Source organism: Pseudomonas salicis, from assembly GCF_057128705.1.
Window position 1 is genome coordinate 179484 of sequence record NZ_JBSKHU010000004.1, and the last position, 22168, is coordinate 201651.

At 60.5% G+C, this 22168-nt stretch carries 19 protein-coding genes; 12 read left to right on the forward strand and 7 right to left on the reverse strand.

Translation table 11 applies throughout. The features are described 5' to 3' along the window. The first annotated feature begins 34 nt into the window (after positions 1–34). The 7 genes from ACWKWE_RS15645 to ACWKWE_RS15675 all read left to right on the forward strand — a co-directional run bounded on the left by ACWKWE_RS15645 (position 35) and on the right by ACWKWE_RS15675 (position 6507). Positions 35–676: a tetratricopeptide repeat protein gene (locus ACWKWE_RS15645; protein ID WP_166593650.1), complete on the forward strand. Its 642-nt coding sequence runs from the start codon at positions 35–37 to the stop codon at positions 674–676. After that, a complete protein-coding gene (bamB, locus tag ACWKWE_RS15650; RefSeq protein ID WP_166593649.1) occupies positions 669–1820 on the forward strand; it encodes an outer membrane protein assembly factor BamB in 1152 nt (383 codons plus the stop codon). The genes ACWKWE_RS15645 and bamB overlap by 8 nt, the downstream gene beginning before the upstream one ends. Before the next feature lie 151 nt (positions 1821–1971). Then, positions 1972–3441, forward strand: a complete 1470-nt coding sequence (gene der, locus ACWKWE_RS15655; protein WP_166593648.1) for a ribosome biogenesis GTPase Der — start codon at positions 1972–1974, stop codon at positions 3439–3441. A 118-nt stretch (positions 3442–3559) separates the two neighbouring features. After that, complete coding sequence (locus tag ACWKWE_RS15660) at positions 3560–4708, forward strand: pyridoxal phosphate-dependent aminotransferase (RefSeq protein ID WP_483851045.1); 1149 nt, start codon at positions 3560–3562, stop codon at positions 4706–4708. Next, the gene (locus tag ACWKWE_RS15665) at positions 4696–5487 is read left to right on the forward strand and encodes an amidohydrolase (RefSeq protein ID WP_483851046.1); all 792 of its coding nucleotides are present in this window, start codon (positions 4696–4698) and stop codon (positions 5485–5487) included. The genes ACWKWE_RS15660 and ACWKWE_RS15665 overlap by 13 nt, the downstream gene beginning before the upstream one ends. 58 nt (positions 5488–5545) lie before the next feature. Next, positions 5546–5983, forward strand: a complete 438-nt coding sequence (locus ACWKWE_RS15670) for a hypothetical protein (protein ID WP_483851047.1) — start codon at positions 5546–5548, stop codon at positions 5981–5983. 119 nt (positions 5984–6102) lie between these two features. After that, on the forward strand, positions 6103–6507 hold the full coding sequence (locus tag ACWKWE_RS15675) for a hypothetical protein (protein WP_166593644.1): 405 nt from the start codon (positions 6103–6105) through the stop codon (positions 6505–6507). Between the two features lie 188 nt (positions 6508–6695). On the opposite strand, the gene leuA is transcribed toward ACWKWE_RS15675, so the two are convergent. The 3 genes from leuA to xseA all read right to left on the reverse strand — a co-directional run bounded on the left by leuA (position 6696) and on the right by xseA (position 11034). Next, positions 6696–8381, reverse strand: coding sequence for a 2-isopropylmalate synthase (gene leuA, locus ACWKWE_RS15680; RefSeq protein WP_483851048.1), 1686 nt, complete (start codon positions 8379–8381; stop codon positions 6696–6698). Positions 8382–8808: 427 nt separating this feature from the next. Further along, positions 8809–9651 carry a peptidoglycan DD-metalloendopeptidase family protein gene (locus ACWKWE_RS15685; protein WP_341959685.1) on the reverse strand — a complete coding sequence of 281 codons (843 nt, stop codon included), beginning with the start codon at positions 9649–9651 and terminating at the stop codon, positions 8809–8811. Between the two features lie 3 nt (positions 9652–9654). Beyond that, positions 9655–11034, reverse strand: a complete 1380-nt coding sequence (gene xseA, locus ACWKWE_RS15690; protein ID WP_483851330.1) for an exodeoxyribonuclease VII large subunit — start codon at positions 11032–11034, stop codon at positions 9655–9657. Positions 11035–11260: 226 nt separating this feature from the next. Here xseA and ACWKWE_RS15695 point away from each other — a divergent pair, with 226 nt between their 5' ends. The 4 genes from ACWKWE_RS15695 (at position 11261) to guaA (ending at position 16022) form a co-directional block, all read left to right on the forward strand. Further along, complete coding sequence (locus ACWKWE_RS15695) at positions 11261–12046, forward strand: sulfite exporter TauE/SafE family protein (RefSeq protein ID WP_483851049.1); 786 nt, start codon at positions 11261–11263, stop codon at positions 12044–12046. Positions 12047–12117: 71 nt separating this feature from the next. Further along, the gene (locus tag ACWKWE_RS15700; RefSeq protein ID WP_166593640.1) at positions 12118–12666 is read left to right on the forward strand and encodes a sugar ABC transporter ATPase; all 549 of its coding nucleotides are present in this window, start codon (positions 12118–12120) and stop codon (positions 12664–12666) included. A gap of 126 nt (positions 12667–12792) precedes the next feature. Continuing rightward, positions 12793–14262 carry an IMP dehydrogenase gene (gene guaB / locus ACWKWE_RS15705; protein WP_166593639.1) on the forward strand — a complete coding sequence of 490 codons (1470 nt, stop codon included), beginning with the start codon at positions 12793–12795 and terminating at the stop codon, positions 14260–14262. Positions 14263–14444: 182 nt separating this feature from the next. Beyond that, positions 14445–16022 (forward strand): glutamine-hydrolyzing GMP synthase, encoded by a 1578-nt coding sequence (guaA, locus tag ACWKWE_RS15710; RefSeq protein ID WP_166593638.1) that lies wholly within the window; start codon positions 14445–14447, stop codon positions 16020–16022. 145 nt (positions 16023–16167) lie between these two features. Here the strand turns inward: guaA and ACWKWE_RS15715 are convergent, their stop codons facing one another. Further along, positions 16168–17016, reverse strand: coding sequence for an NAD(P)-dependent oxidoreductase (locus ACWKWE_RS15715; protein WP_483851050.1), 849 nt, complete (start codon positions 17014–17016; stop codon positions 16168–16170). Between the two features lie 88 nt (positions 17017–17104). Beyond that, complete coding sequence (locus ACWKWE_RS15720) at positions 17105–18301, reverse strand: MFS transporter (RefSeq protein ID WP_483851051.1); 1197 nt, start codon at positions 18299–18301, stop codon at positions 17105–17107. Positions 18302–18419: 118 nt separating this feature from the next. On the opposite strand from ACWKWE_RS15720, the gene ACWKWE_RS15725 reads away from it, so the two are divergent. Then, positions 18420–19034: a TetR/AcrR family transcriptional regulator gene (locus ACWKWE_RS15725; protein ID WP_166593635.1), complete on the forward strand. Its 615-nt coding sequence runs from the start codon at positions 18420–18422 to the stop codon at positions 19032–19034. Positions 19035–19123: 89 nt separating this feature from the next. On the opposite strand, the gene ACWKWE_RS15730 is transcribed toward ACWKWE_RS15725, so the two are convergent. Both ACWKWE_RS15730 and ACWKWE_RS15735 read right to left on the reverse strand, forming a co-directional pair. Beyond that, positions 19124–20557, reverse strand: coding sequence for a membrane-targeted effector domain-containing toxin (locus tag ACWKWE_RS15730; protein WP_483851052.1), 1434 nt, complete (start codon positions 20555–20557; stop codon positions 19124–19126). A 74-nt stretch (positions 20558–20631) separates the two neighbouring features. Continuing rightward, a complete protein-coding gene (locus ACWKWE_RS15735; protein WP_483851053.1) occupies positions 20632–22050 on the reverse strand; it encodes a dermonecrotic toxin domain-containing protein in 1419 nt (472 codons plus the stop codon). Positions 22051–22168 lie beyond the last annotated feature (118 nt).

Below are 22168 nucleotides of genomic sequence, written 5' to 3' on the forward strand. Positions count from 1 at the left end.
CGAATAAATAGCCGGATTGGATAGGAGTAGTGGCGTGTCGAGTACCGATGATGAACAGCTGGCGGCGGTAAAGGACTGGTGGCAGCGTAACGGCAAGCCTTTGGTCACCGGCGGTCTGCTGGCGGTGATCGTGGTGTTGGGCTGGCAGGCCTGGCATCGCTATCAGAACAACCAGGCACAAGGTGCTTCGGCGTTGTACCAGCAATTGCTGGAAACGGCCCTGACGCCAAGTGGCCAGGCAGATGCCGGTCAAGTGGCGGCCATCGCTGGCAAGCTGAAAAGCGATTTCGGTGGCACGGCCTACGCTCAGTACGGCAGCCTGTTCGTGGCCAAGGTGGCGGTCGACACTGGCAAGCTGGACGATGCGGTCAGTGAACTGAAAGCGGTCAACGACAAACCGGTCAACCCGACCTTGGGCGAAATCGCCCGTCAACGTCTGGCTCGCGTGCTTGCGGCCCAGAACAAGGCGGAAGATGCGTTGAAGCTGCTCGACGGTCAGGTCGACAAGTCTTTCGAAGCCAGCCGTGAAGAGCTGCGTGGCGACCTGCTGGTTCAGTTGGGTCGTACCGATGACGCGTACGCTGCATACAAGAAAGCCAAGGCTGCGCTGTCCGAGCAATCGGCAGTGGGTGGCCTGCAAATGAAGCTCGACGATCTGGCGAAAGGGGATGCGTGACGTGATTCGTTGGAAACATGCAGCATTGCTGGCTCTGGCCGTTCTGGCCGCGGGTTGCAGCAGCAACAGCAAAAAGGAATTGCCTCCGGCCGAGCTCACCAGCTTCAAGGAAGAAGTGATCCTGCAGAAGTTGTGGAGCCGCTCGGTCGGTGACGGCCAGGGCGACATCTACAACATGCTCGTTCCAGCCATCGACGGCGACAACATCTACGCTGCCGACGCTAAAGGTCTGATCATGGCGATCAACCGCAGCAATGGCGACGTGGTCTGGAAGAAAGAGCTGGAGCAACCTGTTTCCGGCGCGGTCGGCGTAGGCTCCGGTCTGGTCATGGTCGGTACTTTGCGTGGCGAAGTGATCGTCCTCGACGAATCCACCGGCGAACAGAAGTGGAAAGCCAAGGCGACCAGCGAAGTGCTGTCCGCTCCGGCCACCAACGGTGATGTGGTTGTCGCTCAGACTCAGGACGACAAGGTCATCGGTTATGATGCCGCCACGGGTAACCAGCGCTGGATCTACGAAAGCAGTCCTGCGGTACTGACCCTGCGTGGCACCGGCGCTCCGATCGTGACCAGTCAGTTGGCAGTCGCTGGCCTCTCGACCGGCAAGGTCGTGGCCCTCGACACTACCAACGGCGTGCCGGTCTGGGAGCAGCGCGTTGCGATTCCCCAAGGTCGCTCGGAGCTGGATCGCGTGGTTGATATCGACGGCGGCCTGCTGTTGTCCGGCAGCACCTTGTACGTGGCGACCTACCAGGGGCGTGTAGCCGGTCTGGAGCTGCAAAGCGGCCGCGTGCTGTGGCAGCGTGATGCGTCGAGCTATTCGGGCGTGGCACAAGGCTTCGGCAGCGTCTACGTTTCGCTGGCCAACGGCACCGTTGAAGGCGTCGACGAGCGTTCTTCCACGGCGCTGTGGAGCAACGACTCGCTGGCCCGTCGTCAACTGGGCTCTCCGGAAGTGTTTTCCAGCTACGTGGCGGTCGGTGACTTCGAAGGTTATCTGCATCTGCTCAGCCAGGTCGACGGTCACTTCGTCGGGCGTGAAAAGATCGACAGCGACGGCCTGCGTGCGCGTCCGCTGGTCTCCGGCAACACTATTTACGTCTTTGGCAACAGCGGCAAGCTGGAAGCCCTGACGATCAAGTAGTGGCTGTCTATGCTAGAAGAGGCCGCTCGGCGGCTTTCCTCTGGCGGCCCCGCGTTGACGGGGCTTGCGGCGTGTTGAATGCCGCTCCGAACTCCGGCCGCTGCCTTGCAGCGGCTTTTGTATTTTCTGAAATAACGAAGTGGAGAGCCGCATGGTTCCCGTAATCGCCCTGGTGGGTCGACCGAACGTCGGCAAGTCCACCTTGTTCAACCGCCTGACCCGTAGTCGCGACGCCATCGTCGGCGACTTGTCCGGTCTGACCCGTGATCGCCAGTACGGCGAGGCCAAGTGGCAAGGGCGCACCTACATTGTGATCGACACCGGCGGTATTTCCGGTGATGAACACGGCATGGACGAAAAGATGGCCGAGCAGTCGCTGCTGGCCATCGAAGAAGCCGATGTCGTGCTGTTCCTGGTGGACGCCAAGGCCGGTTTCACCGCTGCCGACCAAATGATTGGCGAGCACTTGCGCAAGCGCAACAAGACCTCGTACGTGATCGCCAACAAGGTCGACAACATCGACCCTGACATGGCACGTGCCGAGTTCGCGCCACTGGGCATGGGCGACGCGATCCCGATCGCTGGCGCCCACGGTCGCGGCATCACGCAGATGCTGGACATCGCCCTGCGCGAATTCCCCAAAGACGCTGATGAAGTGGAAGAGGGCGAAGAGGAAGACGTCGCTGAAGGCGAGGAAGCCAAGCGTATTCCGGGTCCTAGCGAGAAGGACGGCATCAAGATCGCGATCATCGGTCGTCCGAACGTTGGTAAATCGACGTTGGTCAACCGCATGCTCGGTGAAGACCGCGTGATCGTCTACGACCAGCCCGGCACGACACGTGACAGTATCTACATCCCATTCGAACGCAACGACGAGAAGTACACGCTGATCGACACCGCCGGCGTGCGCAAGCGCGGCAAGATCCACGAAGAAGTCGAAAAATTCTCGGTGGTGAAAACCCTGCAGGCGATCAAAGACGCCAACGTGGTGATCTTCGTCATGGACGCCCGCGAAGGCGTCGTCGATCACGACCTGAACCTGCTGGGCTTCGCGCTGGAAGCCGGTCGCGCACTGGTCATCGCACTGAACAAGTGGGATGGCATGGTGCCGAGCGAGCGCGACTACGTGAAGACCGAGCTGGAGCGCCGGTTGTTCTTTGTCGACTTCGCGGACATCCACTTCATCTCCGCGCTGCACGGCACGGGCGTCGGGAACCTGTACCAATCGGTGCAGAACTCGTTCAAGTCGGCAGTCACTCGCTGGCCGACCAGCCGCCTGACCCAGATCCTCGAAGACGCGGTCACTGAGCACCAGCCGCCGATGGTCAACAGCCGTCGGATCAAACTGCGTTATGCCCACTTGGGTGGTGCGAACCCGCCGATCATCGTGATCCACGGTAACCAGGTCGAGCGCGTACCCAAGTCGTACGTACGCTATCTGGAAAACACCTACCGCCGCGTGCTCAAGCTCGTCGGTACGCCGATCCGCATTGAGTTCAAGGGTGGCGATAACCCGTACGAAGGCAACAAGAACACGCTGACCGATCGTCAGGTCAACAAGAAGCGTCGCTTAATGTCGCACCACAAGAAAGCCGAGAAGAAGCGCAAGGACAAGCGTTGATTCGGTAACGGACTTTCTTCGAAAAGGCGCCAATGGCGCCTTTTTTTATGCGTCAAGGATGGGCTATTCTGCGGGTCCCCGTGCCGTTCTGGAGCCGGGTGTGGAGCAGGAAAACCCGATGATCACCAGCAAATTGCCGAACGTTGGCACCACCATATTTACCGTGATGTCCCAGCTTGCAGCCGATACCGGGGCGATCAATCTTTCCCAGGGTTTTCCCGACTTCGACGGGCCTGACGCGCTGCGCGAAGCCCTTTGTCGCCGCACCATGGACGGCTTCAACCAGTACGCACCGATGGCGGGCCTGCCCGCTCTACGTCAGCAAGTCGCCGCCAAGATCGCACGTGCTTACGGCCGTGACGTCAACGTCGACACCGAGGTGACCATCACCCCCGGCGCGACCCATGCCATCTTTTGCGCCATTCAGACCGTGGTTCGGGCTGGCGACGAAGTCATCGTGTTCGATCCCAGTTACGACAGCTACGAGCCCTCGGTGGAGCTGGCCGGTGGCCGTTGCGTGCACGTCCAGCTAAAGGCGGATGATTTCTCCATCGACTGGGAACAGCTTACCGCCGCGTTGAGTCCGAAGACGCGCATGATCATCATCAATACCCCGCACAACCCGAGCGGTGCGTTGATCAGCCGCGTCGAACTCGACCAGTTGGCGGCGCTCATTCGTGACCGTGACATTTACCTGGTCAGCGACGAGGTGTACGAGCACTTGGTGTTCGACGGCGTGAAACACGCCAGCATCTTGGCTCACGATGAGCTGTATGCGCGAGCATTCGTGGTCAGTTCGTTTGGCAAGACCTACCACGTGACCGGCTGGAAAACCGGCTATCTCATCGCACCGCCTGCGCTGACCGCCGAGATGCGTAAGGTTCACCAATTCGTCGGCTTCTGTGGCGTGACCCCGTTGCAGTGGGCATTGGCCGATTTCATGGCGGCCTGTCCAGAGCACGTCGAGGAGCTGCCAGCGTTCTACCAAGCCAAGCGCGACTTTTTTTGCGACCGCCTCGAAGGCTCGCGTTTTACCTTCACCCGCGCCGCCGGGACGTATTTCCAACTGGTCGATTACTCACAGATTCGTCCTGATCTGAACGACGTGGACATGTCGCTGTGGATGACCCGCGAGCATGGCGTGGCGAGCATTCCCCCGTCCGTGTTCTATCAGAATCCGCCCGAAGGCCAGCGCCTGATTCGCCTGTGCTTTCCCAAGCGAGAGGAGACGTTGCGTCTGGCAGCGGAAAAACTATGCGCGATTTGAGTTCATTGCCAAACCTCAACGTGGCGTTGGTGCAGACCACCCTCGTCTGGCACGACTGTCAGGCGAATCACGCGCACTTCGAGGAGCTGCTGTCCCAAGCCCAGGGTGCCGATCTGGTGATCCTGCCGGAAATGTTCACCACCGGATTTTCGATGGAGTCCGAAGCATTGGCTGAGCCTGAAAACGGCATCACGTCGCGCTGGTTGCTCGATCAGGCCAAGCGCCTCAATGCGGTCGTGACCGGCAGCGTCATCATTCGGGCGGAAGACGGCAGCCATCGCAATCGCTTGCTGTGGGCGCGTCCGGACGGCGAGCTGCTGCACTACGACAAACGCCATCTGTTTCGCATGGCAGGCGAGCACGAGCACTACAGTCCAGGCGAACGTCAGGTGCAGTTCGAGCTCAAGGGCTGGCGAATCCGGCCGTTGATCTGTTACGACCTGCGGTTTCCAGTGTGGAGCCGAGGTGCTCAAGACACCGATCTGCTGCTGTACACCGCCAACTGGCCCGGGGCCCGGCGTCAGCACTGGAATCGCCTGTTGCCTGCTCGGGCCATTGAGAATCTGTGTTACGTGGCGGCGGTGAACCGCGTGGGTACCGACGGCAAAGGCTGCGCCTACACCGGCGACAGTCAGGTGCTGGATTTTCAGGGCGAAAGCCTGCTGAATATTGGTGGGGCCGACGGGGTTTTTCATGTCAGCCTGTCCGCTGAAAGCCTGGATGCCTATCGCCAGAAATTCCCGGCATATCTCGACGCCGATACATTCGAGATACACTAACGTCATAGAGTTGGAGGGGGTGGCGGTCGATAGCGTTGTACCCAAACAGGAGATCGGTATGACCACCATCAGCACTTCTTCACTCGCTTCCTACACCAGCAGTTTCTCGGTTGCCGTCAAGAAAGACACCTCGACGGCCTCTACTGACAGCGACGCCTCCACCACTACCGCTGCGGCGGGCTCTACCACCGCGCAGGCAGGCGGAGCCGGGGCTGCGGGTGGCGCAGGGGCAGCGGGCGGCAGCTCCAGTTCTTCCAGCGAGAGCGAGCAGGCCATCGAGAAGCTCGAAGAGCAGATCAAGGAAACCCAAAAGCAGTTGCAGCAGCAAGAACAGCAATTGGCAGCAGCCAACGCCAGCAGCGGCTCTGATGAAGAGAAAGCCCAACGCGCGATGGCGATCCAGGGCCAGATTTCCACGACCACTTCTACGCTGGCGACCCAGCAGGCCGCGCTGGCCCAGTTGCAAAAGTCTGGCAGCATCAACACCACCGCCTGATATCTCCCCCGTAAAAGCGCTCCGTGACGAAGGTCATGGGGCGTTTTCGTGTGCGTAAAGAATGGGCTTCAGTTCTTTGTACCTTGGCCGATACAAAGTGCACAGAACAGGAGTTCATCATGACGACGATCAATACAAGCACGTTGAGTCCTTACGCCAATCCTTTTACGGTCGCGCTCAAAAACGATCAGGCCACCAAGAGCGATGTGGTGACCGCCAGCGTGAACCTGCGCGGCACGGCGTACACCGAGCCCGGTAAGAAAGCGGGAGAAGCGGAGGCGCCCCAGTCGCCACGCGAGCAGATGATCAAGCAACTTCAAGATCAGATCAAAGAGACGCAAAAGGTGCTTGAGCAACAGCAGCAGCAGCTCGCCGCCGCGTTGAACAGCAAGGCTCCCGAGCAGGAGAAAGCCGCGCAAGTCATGGCTATCCAGCAGCAGATCGCCGGGACCATGGCGCAACTCACCGCTCTTCAGGCGTCATTGCTGGAATTGATGAAAGGCTCCGTCAGCACCAAGGCCTGACCCACACGCCACACATAAAAAGGCCCTGGAGCGTGAGCTTCAGGGCCTTTTTTGGGTTCAAAAAACATCATCTGTAGGAGCGAATTTATTCGCGAAAGATGTAACGGGCGACACAGATGCATCGCCTGGCGTCCTCGCATCGCGAATGAATTCGCTCCTCCAGGTCTGTCATCACCGATCCTCGGGGATCAAGCAGCCTGTGCCGCGACCTCAGCCTGAATCAGCGCACGGTTCAGCGCGCTGAACAGGGCCTTGAAGCTGGCGGTGGTGATGTTTTCATCGATGCCCACGCCGTGGACCGCACGCTCGCCGTTCACGCGCAGTTCGATGTAGGCAGCGGCCTTGGCCGTGGTGCCCGCGCCGATGGCGTGTTCGTTGTAGTCCATGATCTCCGCCTTGACCGGCAGACCGGCCACCAGTGCCTCCAGCGCGCCGTTACCGCGGCCCTTCCAGTGCAGGTTGCTTTCGCCGTCACCTTTGCCCGTGACTTCGACTTCAACGGCGCTGTGACCGTTTTCTTCCTGGAGACGATGGCTGACCAGCGCGTAGGGCTTGTTGGCTTGCAGGTATTCAGTCTTGAACAGCGAGTAGATCTGCTGCGCGGTCATCTCCAGGCCCAGACGGTCGGTCTCGCCCTGAACCACCTGGCTGAACTCGATCTGCATGCGACGTGGCAGCGAGATGCCGTATTCCTGTTCCAGCAGGTAAGTGATGCCGCCTTTGCCGGACTGGCTGTTCACCCGAATGACCGCTTCGTAGCTGCGGCCGATGTCCGCCGGGTCGATCGGCAGGTATGGCACTTCCCACAGCGCGTCTTCTTTCTGCTGAGTGAAGCCCTTGCGAATCGCGTCTTGGTGCGAACCGGAGAACGCGGTGTGCACGAGGTCGCCGACGTACGGGTGGCGAGGGTGAACCGGGATCTGGTTGCACTCTTCGACCACCTTACGAACGCCGTCGATGTCGGAGAAGTCCAGTTGCGGGTTCAGACCCTGGGTGTACATGTTGAGGGCAACGGTCACCAGATCCACGTTACCGGTGCGCTCGCCATTACCGAACAAGCAACCTTCGACACGGTCAGCGCCCGCCATCAGGCCAAGCTCGGTAGCGGCCACGCCAGTGCCACGGTCGTTGTGGGTGTGCAGGCTGATGATCACGCTGTCGCGGCGGGTGATGTTGCGGCAGAACCACTCGACCTGGTCGGCGTAGATATTCGGCGTGGCGACTTCGACAGTGGCCGGCAGGTTGAGGATCACCTTGTTCTGCGGCGTGGCGTTCCACACTTCGATCACGGCGTCACAGACTTCCTTGGCGAAATCCAGTTCGGTGGCGCTGAAGGTTTCCGGCGAGTATTCGAACTGCCATTGGGTTTCCGGCTGCTGAGCGGCGTATTTGACGAACAGCTTTGCAGCGTTGACCGCGATGGCCTTGATGCCGTCCTTGTCCTGATTGAACACGATGCGGCGGAACGACGGCGAGGTCGCGTTGTACAGGTGGACGATGGCTTTCTTCGCGCCGCGCAGGGATTCGAACGTGCGAGCGATCAGGTCTTCACGGCCCTGTGTCAGCACCTGAATGGTGGTGTCGTCCGGGATGTGGCCGTCTTCGATCAGCGTGCGCACGAAGTCAAAGTCGGTTTGCGAAGCCGCTGGGAACGAAGCTTCGATTTCTTTCACGCCCACTTGAACGAGGGTTTTCCAGAAGCGCAGCTTTTTGACCGAATCCATTGGCTCGATCAGCGATTGGTTACCGTCGCGCAAGTCAGAGCTGCACCAGATCGGCACTTCGGTAATGGTCTTGGAAGGCCAGGTGCGATCGGGCAGGTCGATGACAGGGAACGCGCGGTACTTCTTCGAGGGATCTTTGAGCATGGTCATGAGAATAATCCTTTGTGGACTCAAGGCCGAAAGAAGGCGGCCAGCCGATTAACGAGAAACGCAGATGAAGGGTCGAGGCACCGCGATTTCAGCCTGGCAGTCGTGCACTGACGAGGCTGAGGCAGCGATGTTGACGCATCAGAATGAGGGTTTGAGAGGTTTTCATGTGTCCAACCGTAACCAATGAGGTGAAAGCTGGCAAGCAGTTGGAAAAAATTGAGAGGGAATTTCAAAAGTAGCGGTATGCAGCTATTTTTTGACGGATTGCTACGTGCTTTCAAGATTTTATTGCTGGCCCGTTTCAGATCATGCAACCGGGGTCAACTGTAGGGGTGACCTTGCTCGCGATAGCGTGGCGTCAGGCACCGAGTCGCCGCGGCAACGTTGGTATCGCGAGCAAGCTCACTCCTACAGCTGAAAGCCGCGTCTAGGGCTGAAACGCGTTAATGAAAATCGCCGGATCGACCCGTGCATCGTTCAGGCTCACGTTCCAGTGCATATGCGGCCCGGTGGCACGCCCGGTCGAGCCGACGCGACCCACCACGCCGCCACGGGGTACGGCGTCGCCCACTTTCACGTCAATCTTCGACATGTGGCAGAACATGCTGATGAAGCCTTGGCCGTGATCGACGAACACTGTGTTGCCGTTGAAGAAGTAATTGCCGATCAGGATGACCTTGCCCGCTGCAGGCGACTTGATCGGGGTGCCCGCCGGGACGGCGAAGTCCAGACCCGCGTGAGGATTGCGCTCTTCGCCATTGAAGAAACGACGAACGCCAAATTTGCTCGACAACGGGCCATCGACGGGCTTGTCCAGCAGCAGATTGCTCGGCGTCACCGGGCTGAACGTCCGGTAGGCGCGAACCTGCACGTCCAGCTCCTGCTCGATGCGTTTCAAATCATCCGGGTTCGGATTGACCTGCCGCTGATTTTTCAGGGTGATGTGCTGTTCCGGGTATTTCTTGCTGCCGACGGTGAAGGCCAGCGTGCGACCACCGCTGCTCACCTGTTGTGACGTGCCCGGTTTGACGGTCAGCGGAATGCCGACGATGGCCTGCCAGCGCGCATCGGAATCCTTGACCACCAGCACCGGTTTGCCTTGCCACGTGGCCTTGGGCGCCTGAGCCGCAGGGCCGAGGTCCACCACCGCAACGCCGCCTGGCACCGGTTTGTTCAGCAGCCGCGAGAGGTAGCTGTCAGCGTGGGCGGGAAGGGCGAGACACAGGGCAAACGCGGCGCCTGCCAGAGAGCGGGAGATAAAAGGCAGCATCGATCAATCCAGAAGAGAAAGGGTGACAGGCGTCAGGTGATTGTCCTCAACACGGACTTGCAGTTCGCCCTCGGCCAGCTTTGCGGTGAGGCGTTGGCCGGTGTGGGTCTGTTCAGCAGCACGAATCGCCTTACCGCGCTCGTCGAGCAAAATGCTGTAACCGCGCCCGAGGGTGGCGAGGGGGCTGACCACGTTCAGTGTCTGCACCTGACCTTGCAATTGGAGGCGCCGGGACTTGAGGTTTTCCTTGATCGCCCGAGGCAGGCGCTCGGCCAGCACGTCCAGACGCTGACGCAGAAACGCGAGGGTGCGGCCGGGGTGTTGGGCCGCCAATCGGCTTTCAAGATGGCTCATGCGCACGTGGCGTTTGTGCATGTGTTGCTCGAAGGCGCGACGCAGGCGCATGTCCAGATCGTCCAGCCGTTGGGCGCGTTGACGCAGGCGCTCGCCCGGATGACGCAGGCGACGGGAAATGCCATCCAGACGCAGTTGTTCGCGCATCAGCCGATCGCGCATGCGCGTGACGAGCCGACGTTGCAGGTTATCGACCCGGCGGTGCAGGTCGCTTGAATCTGGAGCCAGCAGCTCGGCGGCGGCGGACGGCGTGGGGGCGCGAACGTCGGCTACGAAGTCACTGATCGACACATCGGTCTCATGGCCAACGGCGCTGACGATGGGCGTCACGCAGGCATCGATGGCGCGGGCCACGGCTTCTTCGTTGAAGCACCAGAGGTCCTCCAGCGAGCCACCGCCACGGGCCAGGATCAGTGCATCGAAGCCTCGGGAGTCCGCGAGTTTCAAAGCGCGGACGATCTGGTTGATCGCCTCGCGGCCTTGCACTGCAGTGGGGATCAGTGTCAGTTCAACTTGCGGAGCGCGACGGCGGAACACGCTGATGATGTCGCGGATCACCGCGCCCGTCGGCGAACTGACGATGCCGATACGCTGCGGGTGCAAGGGCAGGGCGACCTTCCGCTCGGCGCTGAAGAGGCCTTCGGCATTGAGCTTTTCTTTCAGCGCATCGAAGGCCAGACGCAGGGCGCCATCGCCAGCAGGCTCGACCGTGTCGAGGATCAACTGATAGTCGCCGCGACCTTCGAAGAGCGAGACCTTGCCACGCACTTTGACGGCCAGACCGTCTTTCAACGCCTGACGAACCCGAGCGGCGTTGCTGCGAAACAGCGCGCAACGGACCTGGGCGCCACTGTCTTTCAGGGTGAAATAGACGTGACCCGATGCCGGACGAGACAGGTTGGAAATCTCCCCCTCGACCCAGATGTTCGAAAACACATCTTCCAGCAACACGCGGGCGCGGCCGTTGAGCTGGCTGACAGTGAGGACTTCCCGGTCAAGGCCGAGTCTTGCGAAGGGGTCTTTGATCATGGCGGGCATGATAAAGGCATTGGGGCGTGGGTCACCACATTAATAGACCTGTACGCCGCCCCTGCGGGCGCGAATTCATTCGCGAGACGTCGGCATGACCGAAACAGATGTGCCGGGCGAATGGCCAATCGCGAATGAATTCGCTCCCCCAGGGGGCGTTTTTTCTTCCGGTGAAGCGGCAGTCTCAGGATATGCTGTGCGCCGCCGCTTATCCACGGAGGACGCAATGCTCACCACCCTCGCCGAATTGTCGGGCGTCGTCGATTCACTGGGGCTCACCCCCACCGACTGGCTGTTCATTGAAGGTGGCGTTATTGCCGCCTATCTGGTCTTCGCTATTGCCGGTTTTGGCACGGCCCTGGTCGCAGGCCCCGTCCTGATTCATTTCATGCCGCTCTCGCGGATCATCCCTTTATTGGTGATGCTGGACTTCCTCGCCGCGTTCAGCCATTTGCTCCCCTCGCGGCAATCGGTGGTGCGTTCCGAGCTGTTTCGCATGGTGCCGTGCATGGCGGTCGGCTGTACGTTGGGCGTGCTGTTCTTGCTCAATCTGAAATCCGACGTCCTTCTATTAATGATGGGACTGTTTCTGATCGGTTATTCGATCTACAGCCTTGCGGTGAAAGTCAGGCCAACGCAGCTATCTGCCGCGTGGTCGATTCCGATGGGCACCCTGGGTGGTCTGTTCGGGGCCCTGTTTGGGAGTGGCGGCTTTTTATACGCGATCTATCTCAATGGCCGCCTGACCGACAAATTCCAGGCCCGCGCCACGCAAAACGCGCTGATCAGTTGCAGCACCATCGTGCGCCTGAGCCTGTTTGTGATCACCGGGGTGTACGCGCAAATTTCGCTGCTGGTGCTGGCGGTCTGCCTGTTGCCTGCGATGATCGTCGGTTCGTGGATAGGGCGGCGGCTGGTCATGCGTCTGTCGCGAGAAATGTTCGTGCGGCTGGTGACCTGGATGGTGCTGATCAGCGGCATCACGTTGATCGGTCGCTACCTTGCGGGCTGAAAGCCATACTTGACGTCGTCGGCGGTGGTATTAAGCTGCCGCCCCCCGATCACGCGTCAGACAGGCCCGTCATGAACACCCAGAGCATCATCGTCCCGCAAATCTCCAGCTTCCCGGCCCATGAAGCCAAGGCGCGGGCGATCCTGCGTTGGCTGGTGAAGCTCGGCGTGGTCGAGGAATCGCTGACCACCTGCGGGCGCAGTTTCAACCGCATGGCCTACGCCATCGCGCCCGGTGCGCGGCGCTTCGTCGAAAACCCCGATGCGCTGCCTTATGGCCAGGCAATCAACGGCCTGGAGATCGTGCTCAAACGCTGCATTTATACCCCGCAGGTCGGCTTTAAAGAGGAAGCCGGATGCCCCGAGTGTCGGCGCGAAATCGGCGAGGCATTGTTCGACAGCCTGGAAGAGTGGATGCCGGGCCACACCGACAACTTCATGTGCCCGGAATGCCGCCACGAAGACGACATCAATGGCTTCCTTTTTCTCGACCCGTGCGGCTTTTCCAACCTCGGGTTCATCTTCAACAACTGGCTGGACGCGGGGTTCAAGACCAGCTTCGTGGAAGAGTTCGCCGAACGTCTGGATCGTCCGGTGTCTTTCGTCAAAGTCCGGCTATAACACTAAAAACCTGTGATAGAGCAGCACGATCACGCTGATTATCAAATAGGCTGATCTTTACATTGAGCAAGGGCAGGTGTCTGGGTATAATGGCGCGCTTCCATTTTCCCGCTCGGGAGCCCAGCGATGCTGCGTATCAGCCAAGAAGCCCTTACATTCGACGACATTCTCCTTGTGCCCGGTTATTCCGAGGTGCTTCCCAACGAAGTCAGTCTGAAAACCCGATTGACCCGTGGCATCGAACTGAACATCCCCCTCGTTTCCGCCGCTATGGACACCGTCACTGAAGCCCGTCTGGCAATCGCCATGGCTCAGGAAGGCGGCATCGGCATCATCCACAAGAACATGACCGTCGAGCAGCAGGCTGCCGAAGTGCGCAAGGTCAAGAAGTTCGAAGCGGGTGTGGTCAAGGACCCGATTACCATCGAGGCAGACGCCACCGTTCGTGACCTGTTCGAACTGACCCGTCAGCACAACATCTCCGGCGTTCCGGTCCTGCACGACGGCGAGCTCGTCGGCATCGTGACCTCCCGTGACGTGCGCTTCGAAAACCGTCTGGATGTGCCCGTCCGCGAAGTGATGACCCCGAAAGAGCGTCTGGTCACCGTGCACGAAGGCGCTGACAAATACGAAGTCCGCGAGTTGCTGCACAAGCACCGTCTGGAAAAAGTCCTGATCGTTGACGACAAGTTCGCGCTCAAGGGCATGATGACCGTCAAGGACATCGAGAAATCCAAAGCCTACCCGCTGGCCAGCAAGGACGATCAAGGTCGTCTGCGCGTCGGCGCTGCGGTCGGCACCGGCAAGGACACCGGCGAGCGCGTTACCGCGCTGGTCGCAGCAGGCGTTGACGTCATCGTCGTCGACACCGCTCACGGTCATTCCAAAGGCGTGATCGACCGCGTTCGCTGGGTCAAGCAGAACTTCCCCGACGTGCAGGTCATCGGCGGCAACATCGCCACCGGCGCTGCCGCTCGTGCATTGGTCGAAGCTGGCGCTGACGGCGTCAAGGTCGGTATCGGCCCCGGCTCCATTTGCACCACCCGTATCGTCGCAGGCGTGGGCGTTCCGCAAATCAGCGCGGTTGCCAACGTGGCTGCTGCACTGGAAGGCACAGACGTTCCCCTGATCGCCGACGGCGGCATCCGTTTCTCCGGTGACTTGTCCAAAGCGATCGTGGCCGGTGCCTACAGCGTGATGATGGGTTCGATGTTCGCCGGTACTGAAGAAGCACCGGGTGAAATCGAACTGTTCCAGGGCCGTTCGTACAAGGCGTATCGCGGCATGGGTTCGTTGGGCGCCATGTCCCAGGCCCAAGGTTCTTCGGACCGTTACTTCCAGGACTCCTCCGAAGGCGCCGAAAAACTGGTGCCGGAAGGCATCGAAGGCCGCGTTGCCTATAAAGGCTCGCTGTCCGCGATCATCCATCAACTGATGGGCGGCCTGCGTTCTTCCATGGGCTACACCGGCAGCGCCGACATTCAGGAAATGCGTACCAAGCCTGAATTCGTTCGCATCACCGGTGCTGGCATGGCTGAGTCTCACGTCCACGACGTGCAGATCACCAAGGAAGCACCGAACTATCGGGTCGGCTAGCCTCCCGGCGGCAAGTTATAAGCTACAAGCTGCAAGCCGATCGTAGTGCCAGCGCTTTCAAGGCCAGGCACCACATACGGCTTGCAGTCTCCCTACATCTTGCGGCTTGGACCTGAAGCTTGCAGCTGCGCCACTTGCAGCTTGAAGCTTGAGGCTCGAAGCTGCTCTAGAAGAGTCTCCCAATGGCCCTCGACATTCACGCCCACCGCATCCTGATCCTGGACTTCGGTTCCCAGTACACCCAACTGATCGCCCGTCGCGTACGTGAGATCGGCGTGTATTGCGAACTGCACCCGTTCGACATGGACGACGAAGCGATTCGCGAATTCGCACCGAAAGGCGTCATCCTCGCCGGTGGCCCCGAGTCCGTGCACGAAGCCAACAGCCCGCGCTGCCCGCAAGCCGTGTTTGACCTGGGCGTTCCGGTGTTCGGCATCTGCTACGGCATGCAGACCATGGCCGAGCAGCTGGGCGGCAAGGTCGAAGGTTCCGAACTGCGTGAATTCGGTTACGCCCGTGTCGACGTGGTCGGCAAGAGCCGTCTGCTCGACGGCATCGAAGACCACGTCGACGCCGACGGCCTGCTGGGTCTCGACGTCTGGATGAGCCACGGTGACAAGGTCACCAAGCTGCCGTCCGAATTCCACATTCTGGCCAGCACCCCGAGCTGCCCGATTGCCGGTATGGCGGATGACACCCGTGGCTACTACGGCGTGCAGTTCCACCCGGAAGTGACCCACACCAAACAGGGCGGCCGCATCCTGTCGCGCTTTATCCTCGACATCTGCGGCTGTGAAGCGCTGTGGACCCCGTCGAAGATCGCGGAAGACGCCATCGCTCAAGTTCGTGCCCAGGTCGGTACCGACAACGTGCTGCTGGGTCTGTCCGGTGGTGTTGACTCCTCCGTGGTCGCAGCCCTGCTGCACAAGGCTATCGGTGATCAACTGACCTGCGTCTTCGTTGACAATGGCCTGCTGCGCCTGCACGAAGGCGAGCAAGTGATGGCCATGTTCGCTGAGAACATGGGCGTCAAGGTGATCCGCGCCAACGCCGAGGACCAGTTCCTCAACAACCTGGCTGGCGAAAGCGACCCGGAGAAAAAGCGCAAGATCATTGGCCGTACTTTCATCGACGTGTTCGATGCCGAGTCCACCAAGCTGCACAACATCAAATACCTGGCTCAGGGCACCATCTACCCTGACGTGATCGAGTCCGCTGGCGCCAAAAGCGGCAAGGCACACGTCATCAAGTCGCACCATAACGTGGGCGGCCTGCCGGAAGAGATGAACCTGAAACTGGTCGAGCCACTGCGCGAACTGTTCAAGGACGAAGTCCGTCGCCTGGGGCTGGAACTGGGCCTGCCGTACGACATGGTCTACCGTCACCCGTTCCCGGGCCCAGGCTTGGGCGTACGCATCCTCGGTGAAGTGAAAAAGGAATACGCCGACCTCCTGCGTCGCGCCGACCACATCTTCATCGAAGAACTGCGCAAGGCCGACTGGTACCACAAAGTCAGCCAGGCCTTCGTCGTGTTCCAGCCCGTGAAATCCGTGGGCGTGGTCGGCGACGGTCGCCGCTACGCCTGGGTTGTCGCCCTGCGCGCCGTCGAGACCATCGACTTCATGACCGCACGTTGGGCGCACCTGCCTTACGAACTGCTGGAAACCGTCAGCGGCCGCATCATCAACGAAATCGAAGGCATCTCCCGCGTGACCTACGACGTGTCGAGCAAGCCGCCTGCGACGATTGAGTGGGAATAAACCCACTTTGTCACTGCCTGATCTTGCATCGCATCATCAGGCAGTGACCCGGCCGCATCGGCGGTGCGGGCGGTTCTCCGCTGCACACGCCGTCTGGTGGACTATGCGCGTGCATGGCCTCGCTCCAGAGCCCCTAGGGCTGAATCTACCGCTCCACCATCGCCATCGCCGACCAGTCCTTCTCCCCCCATCCCTCCGCGATAGCCTGCTCCATGGTCTTCTTCACCTCCTGCGCAGCCGGCAAGTGACAACCCTTTTCCTGGGCGGCATCCAGCGCCAGGTTCACGTCCTTCAAACCCAGTGTCAGCGTGAAACCCGGTTCGAATTCTGCCTGGGCGATTTTCGCGCCGTAGCGTTGGTAGCTGGGGCAGGCAAACAGGGTTTGGGTGACGATTTCGAAAAACGCGCCGGGGGCGAGGCCGTGGCTTTTTACCAATGCGGCACCTTCGGCCAGTGACTGGATCGCCTGAGTGATCATCAGGTTGCCGGCCAGTTTGGCGATGCTGGCTTGGCTGGGTTTATCGCCGAGACGCCAGGTCTTTTTGCCCATAACCTCGAACACGGGACGGACGCGCTCCAGTGCATCGGGAGCACCGGCGGCGAGGATATTCAGCTGACCCTGGGCGGCGACGGCAGGAATGCCGAAGACCGGCGCCGCGACGAAGCCAATAGCGGCCTCCCGATGAAGCGCTTCGAGTTCATCCACAAGCGTCGGCGACAGCGTGGACATGAGGATATGCACGGTGCCGGGTTTCGCGGCTTGCCAGGCTTTTGTCGCGATGAGGGTTTCCCGGACGGCGGCGTCGTGGCTGAGCAGGGTGATCACGATGTCCTGCTCGAAGGCCTGGCTGACGTCGCGTAGAACGCGAACTTCATCGAGATCGGCGAAGGCCTGGCGGCTGCGGTTCCAGGCGCTGACGTGGAAACCTGCGCGAACCAGGTTGGGGATGATGGCGCGGGTCATGCTGCCGACGCCGATGAATGCAATGTTCATGAAATGCTCCTGAATCAAGTGTGGCGGTGGCCTTGGCGATCTTTGTTCGCGGGCATGAAAGGCATGGTGGGCGCCTTTCGTTGTGGCGTCAGTGGGCGACGACCTTCGATGACGCTTGACGGCTTCCCGCAGGAAAGCCTTGTCGGCGAGCAGTCGAGGCGATGACGAATGCGATCAGCAAAAGTCCCAGTAACGCCCACGGAAATGAGCTGACGCCGAGGCTGTCGAGCAGAAGTCCGCCGAGAACTCCGGCGCCTGCGATGGCGCAGTTCCAGACCACGACGTTCATCGACAGCGCGGCATCGGCTGAATCCCCCGCAGCATCCGCCAAGGCGGTTTGTAACAGGGTCGCGGCGCCACCGAATGACAACCCCCAGATGAACACGGCGGCGTACAGACCAGCGGCTGAAAACTGGAACAGCGCCAGCAGCAAAGAAATCAGGGCAAAGCTGCCCAGGCTGATCAACACGGCGCGGCGCAGGTGGTGATCGACCAGGCGGCCGGTGATCCAGATACCCATTAGCGACGCAGCGCCGAAGACCAGCAGAATCAAATCGACGCTCTCTTCAAGTCCGAACCGGGCCGCGAACGGTGCGATGTAGGTGTAGAGAATGTTATGCGCGAGCATCCACGCAAGGACGACTGCGAGGACCGGACGAATGCCGGGTTTGCTGAGCACCGCGAGAACAGACTCGCGCTTGCTGGCGATCTGACCGGGGTAATCCGGCACTTTGACAAGGATCCAGGCCACCAGCCCTACCGTCATCAACGACATGACGGCGAAGGACCAACGCCAGCCCAGCAGGTTGCCCATCCAGGTCCCCAGCGGCACACCCAGTGACAGCGCAACGGGCGTGCCGACCATGGCCATCGCAAGCGCTCGGCCCTGATTGACCGGCGCCACCATGCGGCGCGCATAACCTGCGAGCAGACTCCAGGCCAGCCCCGCTGCGGCACCCGCGAAAAAACGGGCGGCGAGGGTCAGGACGACATTGCTCGACAACGCGGTCAGTGAGTTGAAAAACAGAAAGCCGATGACGGTGGCGAGCAGCACCCGACGGCGACGCCAGCCTTGCGTGGCCAACGTGAGAGGAATTGCTGCAGTCACCGAGCCCAGCGCGTACGCGGTCACCATCTGCCCAGCAAGAGAGGGTGAGATGTCCAGGCCACTGCTGATCGCCGGTAACAGTCCTGCAGGCAAGGTCTCAGTCATGATGCAGATGAAGCCGGTCATCGCCAGCGCCAGCAAAGCGCCGACCGGTAATCTCTCTCGATCATCGTGCATAGTTTCAGAATCCCGTGATTTATGTATCGATTGGTATTAATCTAATCGGGCATCTCGAACGGGGTCAACAACTTCTGTATCGAGCAGTATTTAAGTCCTGAACTCAAGGAGGCCAACGATGGCTCAGATGGGGCGCCCACGGACATTCGACCGAGCCCGTGCAATTGACGAAGCCATGCTGCTGTTCTGGGAGCATGGTTACGATTCCACGTCGCTCAGCCAGTTGAAGGCAGGCATCGGCGGTGGCATCACGGCGCCGAGCTTTTATGCGGCGTTCGGCTCCAAGGAAGGGCTGTTCAACGAAGTCGTCGACCGGTACCTGGACACGTACGGTCGAGTCATGGACCCGGTTTTCGACCCCGATCTCGCGCCTAGAGATGCGGTCGCGAGCGCGTTGAAATTGTCAGCGCGGATGCAATGTGCCGACGGCCATCCAAAAGGGTGCATGGTTGCCTTGGGAACGATGGGCGCTTGCGCGCTGGCCAGTGACAGCGTCCGAGCACCACTGGATACCGCCCGTGCGCGCAACAGGGCGGGGCTGCGCGCGTGCGTCGAGCGTGGAATTTTTGCCGGGGAGTTGCCAGCGCACACCGATGCGATGGAATTGGCTGCCGTGTTCGAAAGCTTCCTGCTCGGCATCTCGACGTTGGCCCGAGACGGCATTGCGCTGAAAGTGATCGAAGGCGCCATCGATCGGCTCATGCTGGTCTGGGACGCGCCGACCGCTCGCTGATAAACCAGGCTTCTTTGAAGCCTGGTCAGCTTTAAGCATCTACCTTCGCAAGCCGGATGCCGTCTCAACGACGCATCCGGCTTCGTCGTTCAGGCGACCTGTTTCAACCCCATCAACGCCAATGCCTTGGCCAATTCATCGAAGCTATGGAAGCGGCGTTGGCTTAGCAGGGGCCATTCCGCGCGCTGGATGTAAACCTCCGTTTCCTCGACGATGATCGGCGTATACACCAGTGCGCCGGTACGACTGCGGTGGATGAGTTCGGGTACTTGGCTGTCTCGCTGGATGGTGAAATTCCCGGTTTTCGGCAGCCGGGATTCGAGAGAGGGTGGGGGCGTCAGCGAGACGGCGCGGCGGCCGGGCACGGCCATGCGCAGGCGGATGTCGCTTTTGACGGTGCCAGCGGGTTGCCCCATGACATCCGTGACCTCGGCTCCAGGATCGATGCCATAGCCGGTGGTCTCGCTCACACTGACGTCCTCAATGCGCAATCCGATCACGCCTTCCAGTTCGGACAGCCCTGTGGCGCCTTTCATGGTGTTGACATGGGCGTTGCCGACCAGCGCGATCCATTTGCCGCCGCGCAGCGCGGCCTGATCCGCGCGAATGACGGTGTAAGCGAAGTAATTCATCATTTTCAGACGCATGTTGTCCGCCGGGTCAGGCACACCCGCCGTGCGATAGCTGGCCATGCAGTCGATGGCGCGAATCCGGATGCGGTGGCGTTGAGCCGTTTTGACCAGGTTCAAGAAGGTGTAGCGCCCCGATTGGTCGGTGAGGTGGCCCCGGTCGAGTTCGTTCAGGTACGACTCCAGGTTTTCCGGCATTTTTCCGGTCTGGGCGAAGAGGTCGAGATCGGCCAGATGCAGATCGGTCATCACGTGTTCCAGATACAGCGTCCTGACGTTCTGCTTGGCGAATTGCCCCATGTTATCGATAAGAAACTGTTTGCTGCCGACACTGCTGTGGCTCTCACCGATCACCAGCCCCTGAGCGTCTTTGTAAAGCTGTTTGAGCGCGACCTTGGGCGAGGCTTCGGCGGCAATGTCCGGTATCGCCGGGCGTTGGGGCAGGTGCAGGTCGGCGTAAAACGCGTTGACGTCGCTCACCAGGCGTTGGCGAATCTCAAAGAAACGGTCAATAGGGTCGTTCTTTTGCAGGGAAAAATATTGCCCGGTGAAGGGCTTGTTGTCGGGGGCTTCGACGCGGTAGCGCATGCCTTCCCTCAATTCCACCGGCATGTCGTAGGGCGTCGGCAGGGCCGCTGTCGAGGGCGCGACCGACGCCCCAGAGGTCGGCAGTTTGCCCATCGCACCGCCCCCGCCGCGCAGGCCTTGGCGGGTCATCGCCTCCCATTGACCTGCTTCGTTCAGGCGCACCGGCAGATTGCGGGCGAAGGAAAAAGGGTATTCGGGATCGACGATGACCCAATGCTTCAGCTCCGCGACGTAACGCACGCGGTAGGCAATGTCCTCAATCGATATGAAAGTCTGGCCGGTCTCCGACGCGTAAATGCCACGCATTCGACCGGCTTGAGCAGGCAGGGCGTAGCTGTCGAGCAGCTCGTTGGTTTCGAATGGCGCGAGCGGGTGAGAAGTTACGGTCGGTTCTGCGGGGCGGCGCTCACGATTTCTTCCTCAGCAGCGGGCAGACCTGCGGTCTCCGGAAGCACGGCTGGTTCCTCTGCCACGGGGATCTCGGGAAGCTCCCCTGCGGCGCCTTGCACCACAAACAGCCCATTGAACAACACGTCGATGCTGCCAAAGATCGCCCCCAGCACGCCATTTTTACGTTCGGCGGTGGTGTGCCCATGTATCGCTTGATCGATGTTCAGGCCCACATCCGCCAGCCCCGCGCCCACGGCGGCCAGTGCAATCGGCCAGTCCAGCGCTGCCAGTGAACCGAAGGTCTTGGCAAACGCCTTGAGGTAGCCCATCCACATCAGCTCACGCAGTTCGCCGTTGGAATGCAACGCAAACGCGGCATCGTCCGCCATGCGGGTTTGCGTGGCATTCCGGAGGTGAGCGAAGGGGTCTCCTGTGATCGATTGGTTATCGCGATTGACGATCCGCTCCGTGCCCGCGCCCCAGTGGCTGAACATTAGATCGATCGCGTGGTGTAGCCCTGTCTGGTGATCGGTCTCGGCGTGGGTGGACAGTGTGAAATGCGACATGAAACGTGCGCGGTTTTCGACTTCGTTGGTGTGCGTCATGAGCCACCATTGCAGGTCATCTGGCGTGTCGAAGACATGGAAAGCATCGACCTCGCCCGGCAGGTAGAGAAACTGCCGCCCGCTGTCCTCGACGATGCGCAGGATATCGCTGGCGGCGTAGCCTGCAACGTCCAGTTTCGCGAATCGCACGCCCTCCGGCGGCGCGGTTGGCGCCTGCAGCATGGCCAAGGTGATCGGTTGGCTCGGGTCCAGGCCGATGGCGTGCATGAGGGTGTTGAACTGCTCAGACGTCAGGGCATTGCTGTGCCGATCCTCGACGGCTTTGGCGATGAAATTGGCTTTGGCGAGCGTTCTGAAATCCTCCGCGTGATCCCGCCAGAACGTGTTCATCCTGTCGGTGAAACGAGCCTTGAAATCCAGCGCCCAAAAGTCCCCCATGACATCGCCCGGCAGCAAGCGCACCTCATTGGTTTCGTTGAACCTCTTGGCGTCCGGGCCAGCGGTGTAAAAGCCGCTCATGGTTTGCAGGGTGTCGGCAGTGTCCTGATCGTTGGCGTTAAACCGGCGCATCACCAATTGCGGGAAGGTGAGGGATTCGACCGGCGGGTCCAGATGCTCCCAGCCGTTGAAGGTTCGCGGACTGCTCTCGGTACGGTCGAAACGATGCCAGTACACGGTGTCCGGCTCAAACGCGTCGAGGCCGTGTTTGCGCAGAATGCCGCTGGCGGCTTCGCGCGCCATCTCACGCATGTCCGGGCAGCTCTCGACCACGTTGCGGCTGATGTCGTTGAGCGCTTGTTGGTCTGCGCTGATGGCGGGGGTGTCGCGGGTAATGGAAGGCATGATCGTCGTCCGTGATGAATGAGCCTTGAGCTTGCTGATTTGCCGGGTTGCAGGGGTGGTAAATAAATATCGCAGCGCCCCCTCACTTCTGGTTTGTGAGCAGGGGCGCCGCTGAAAG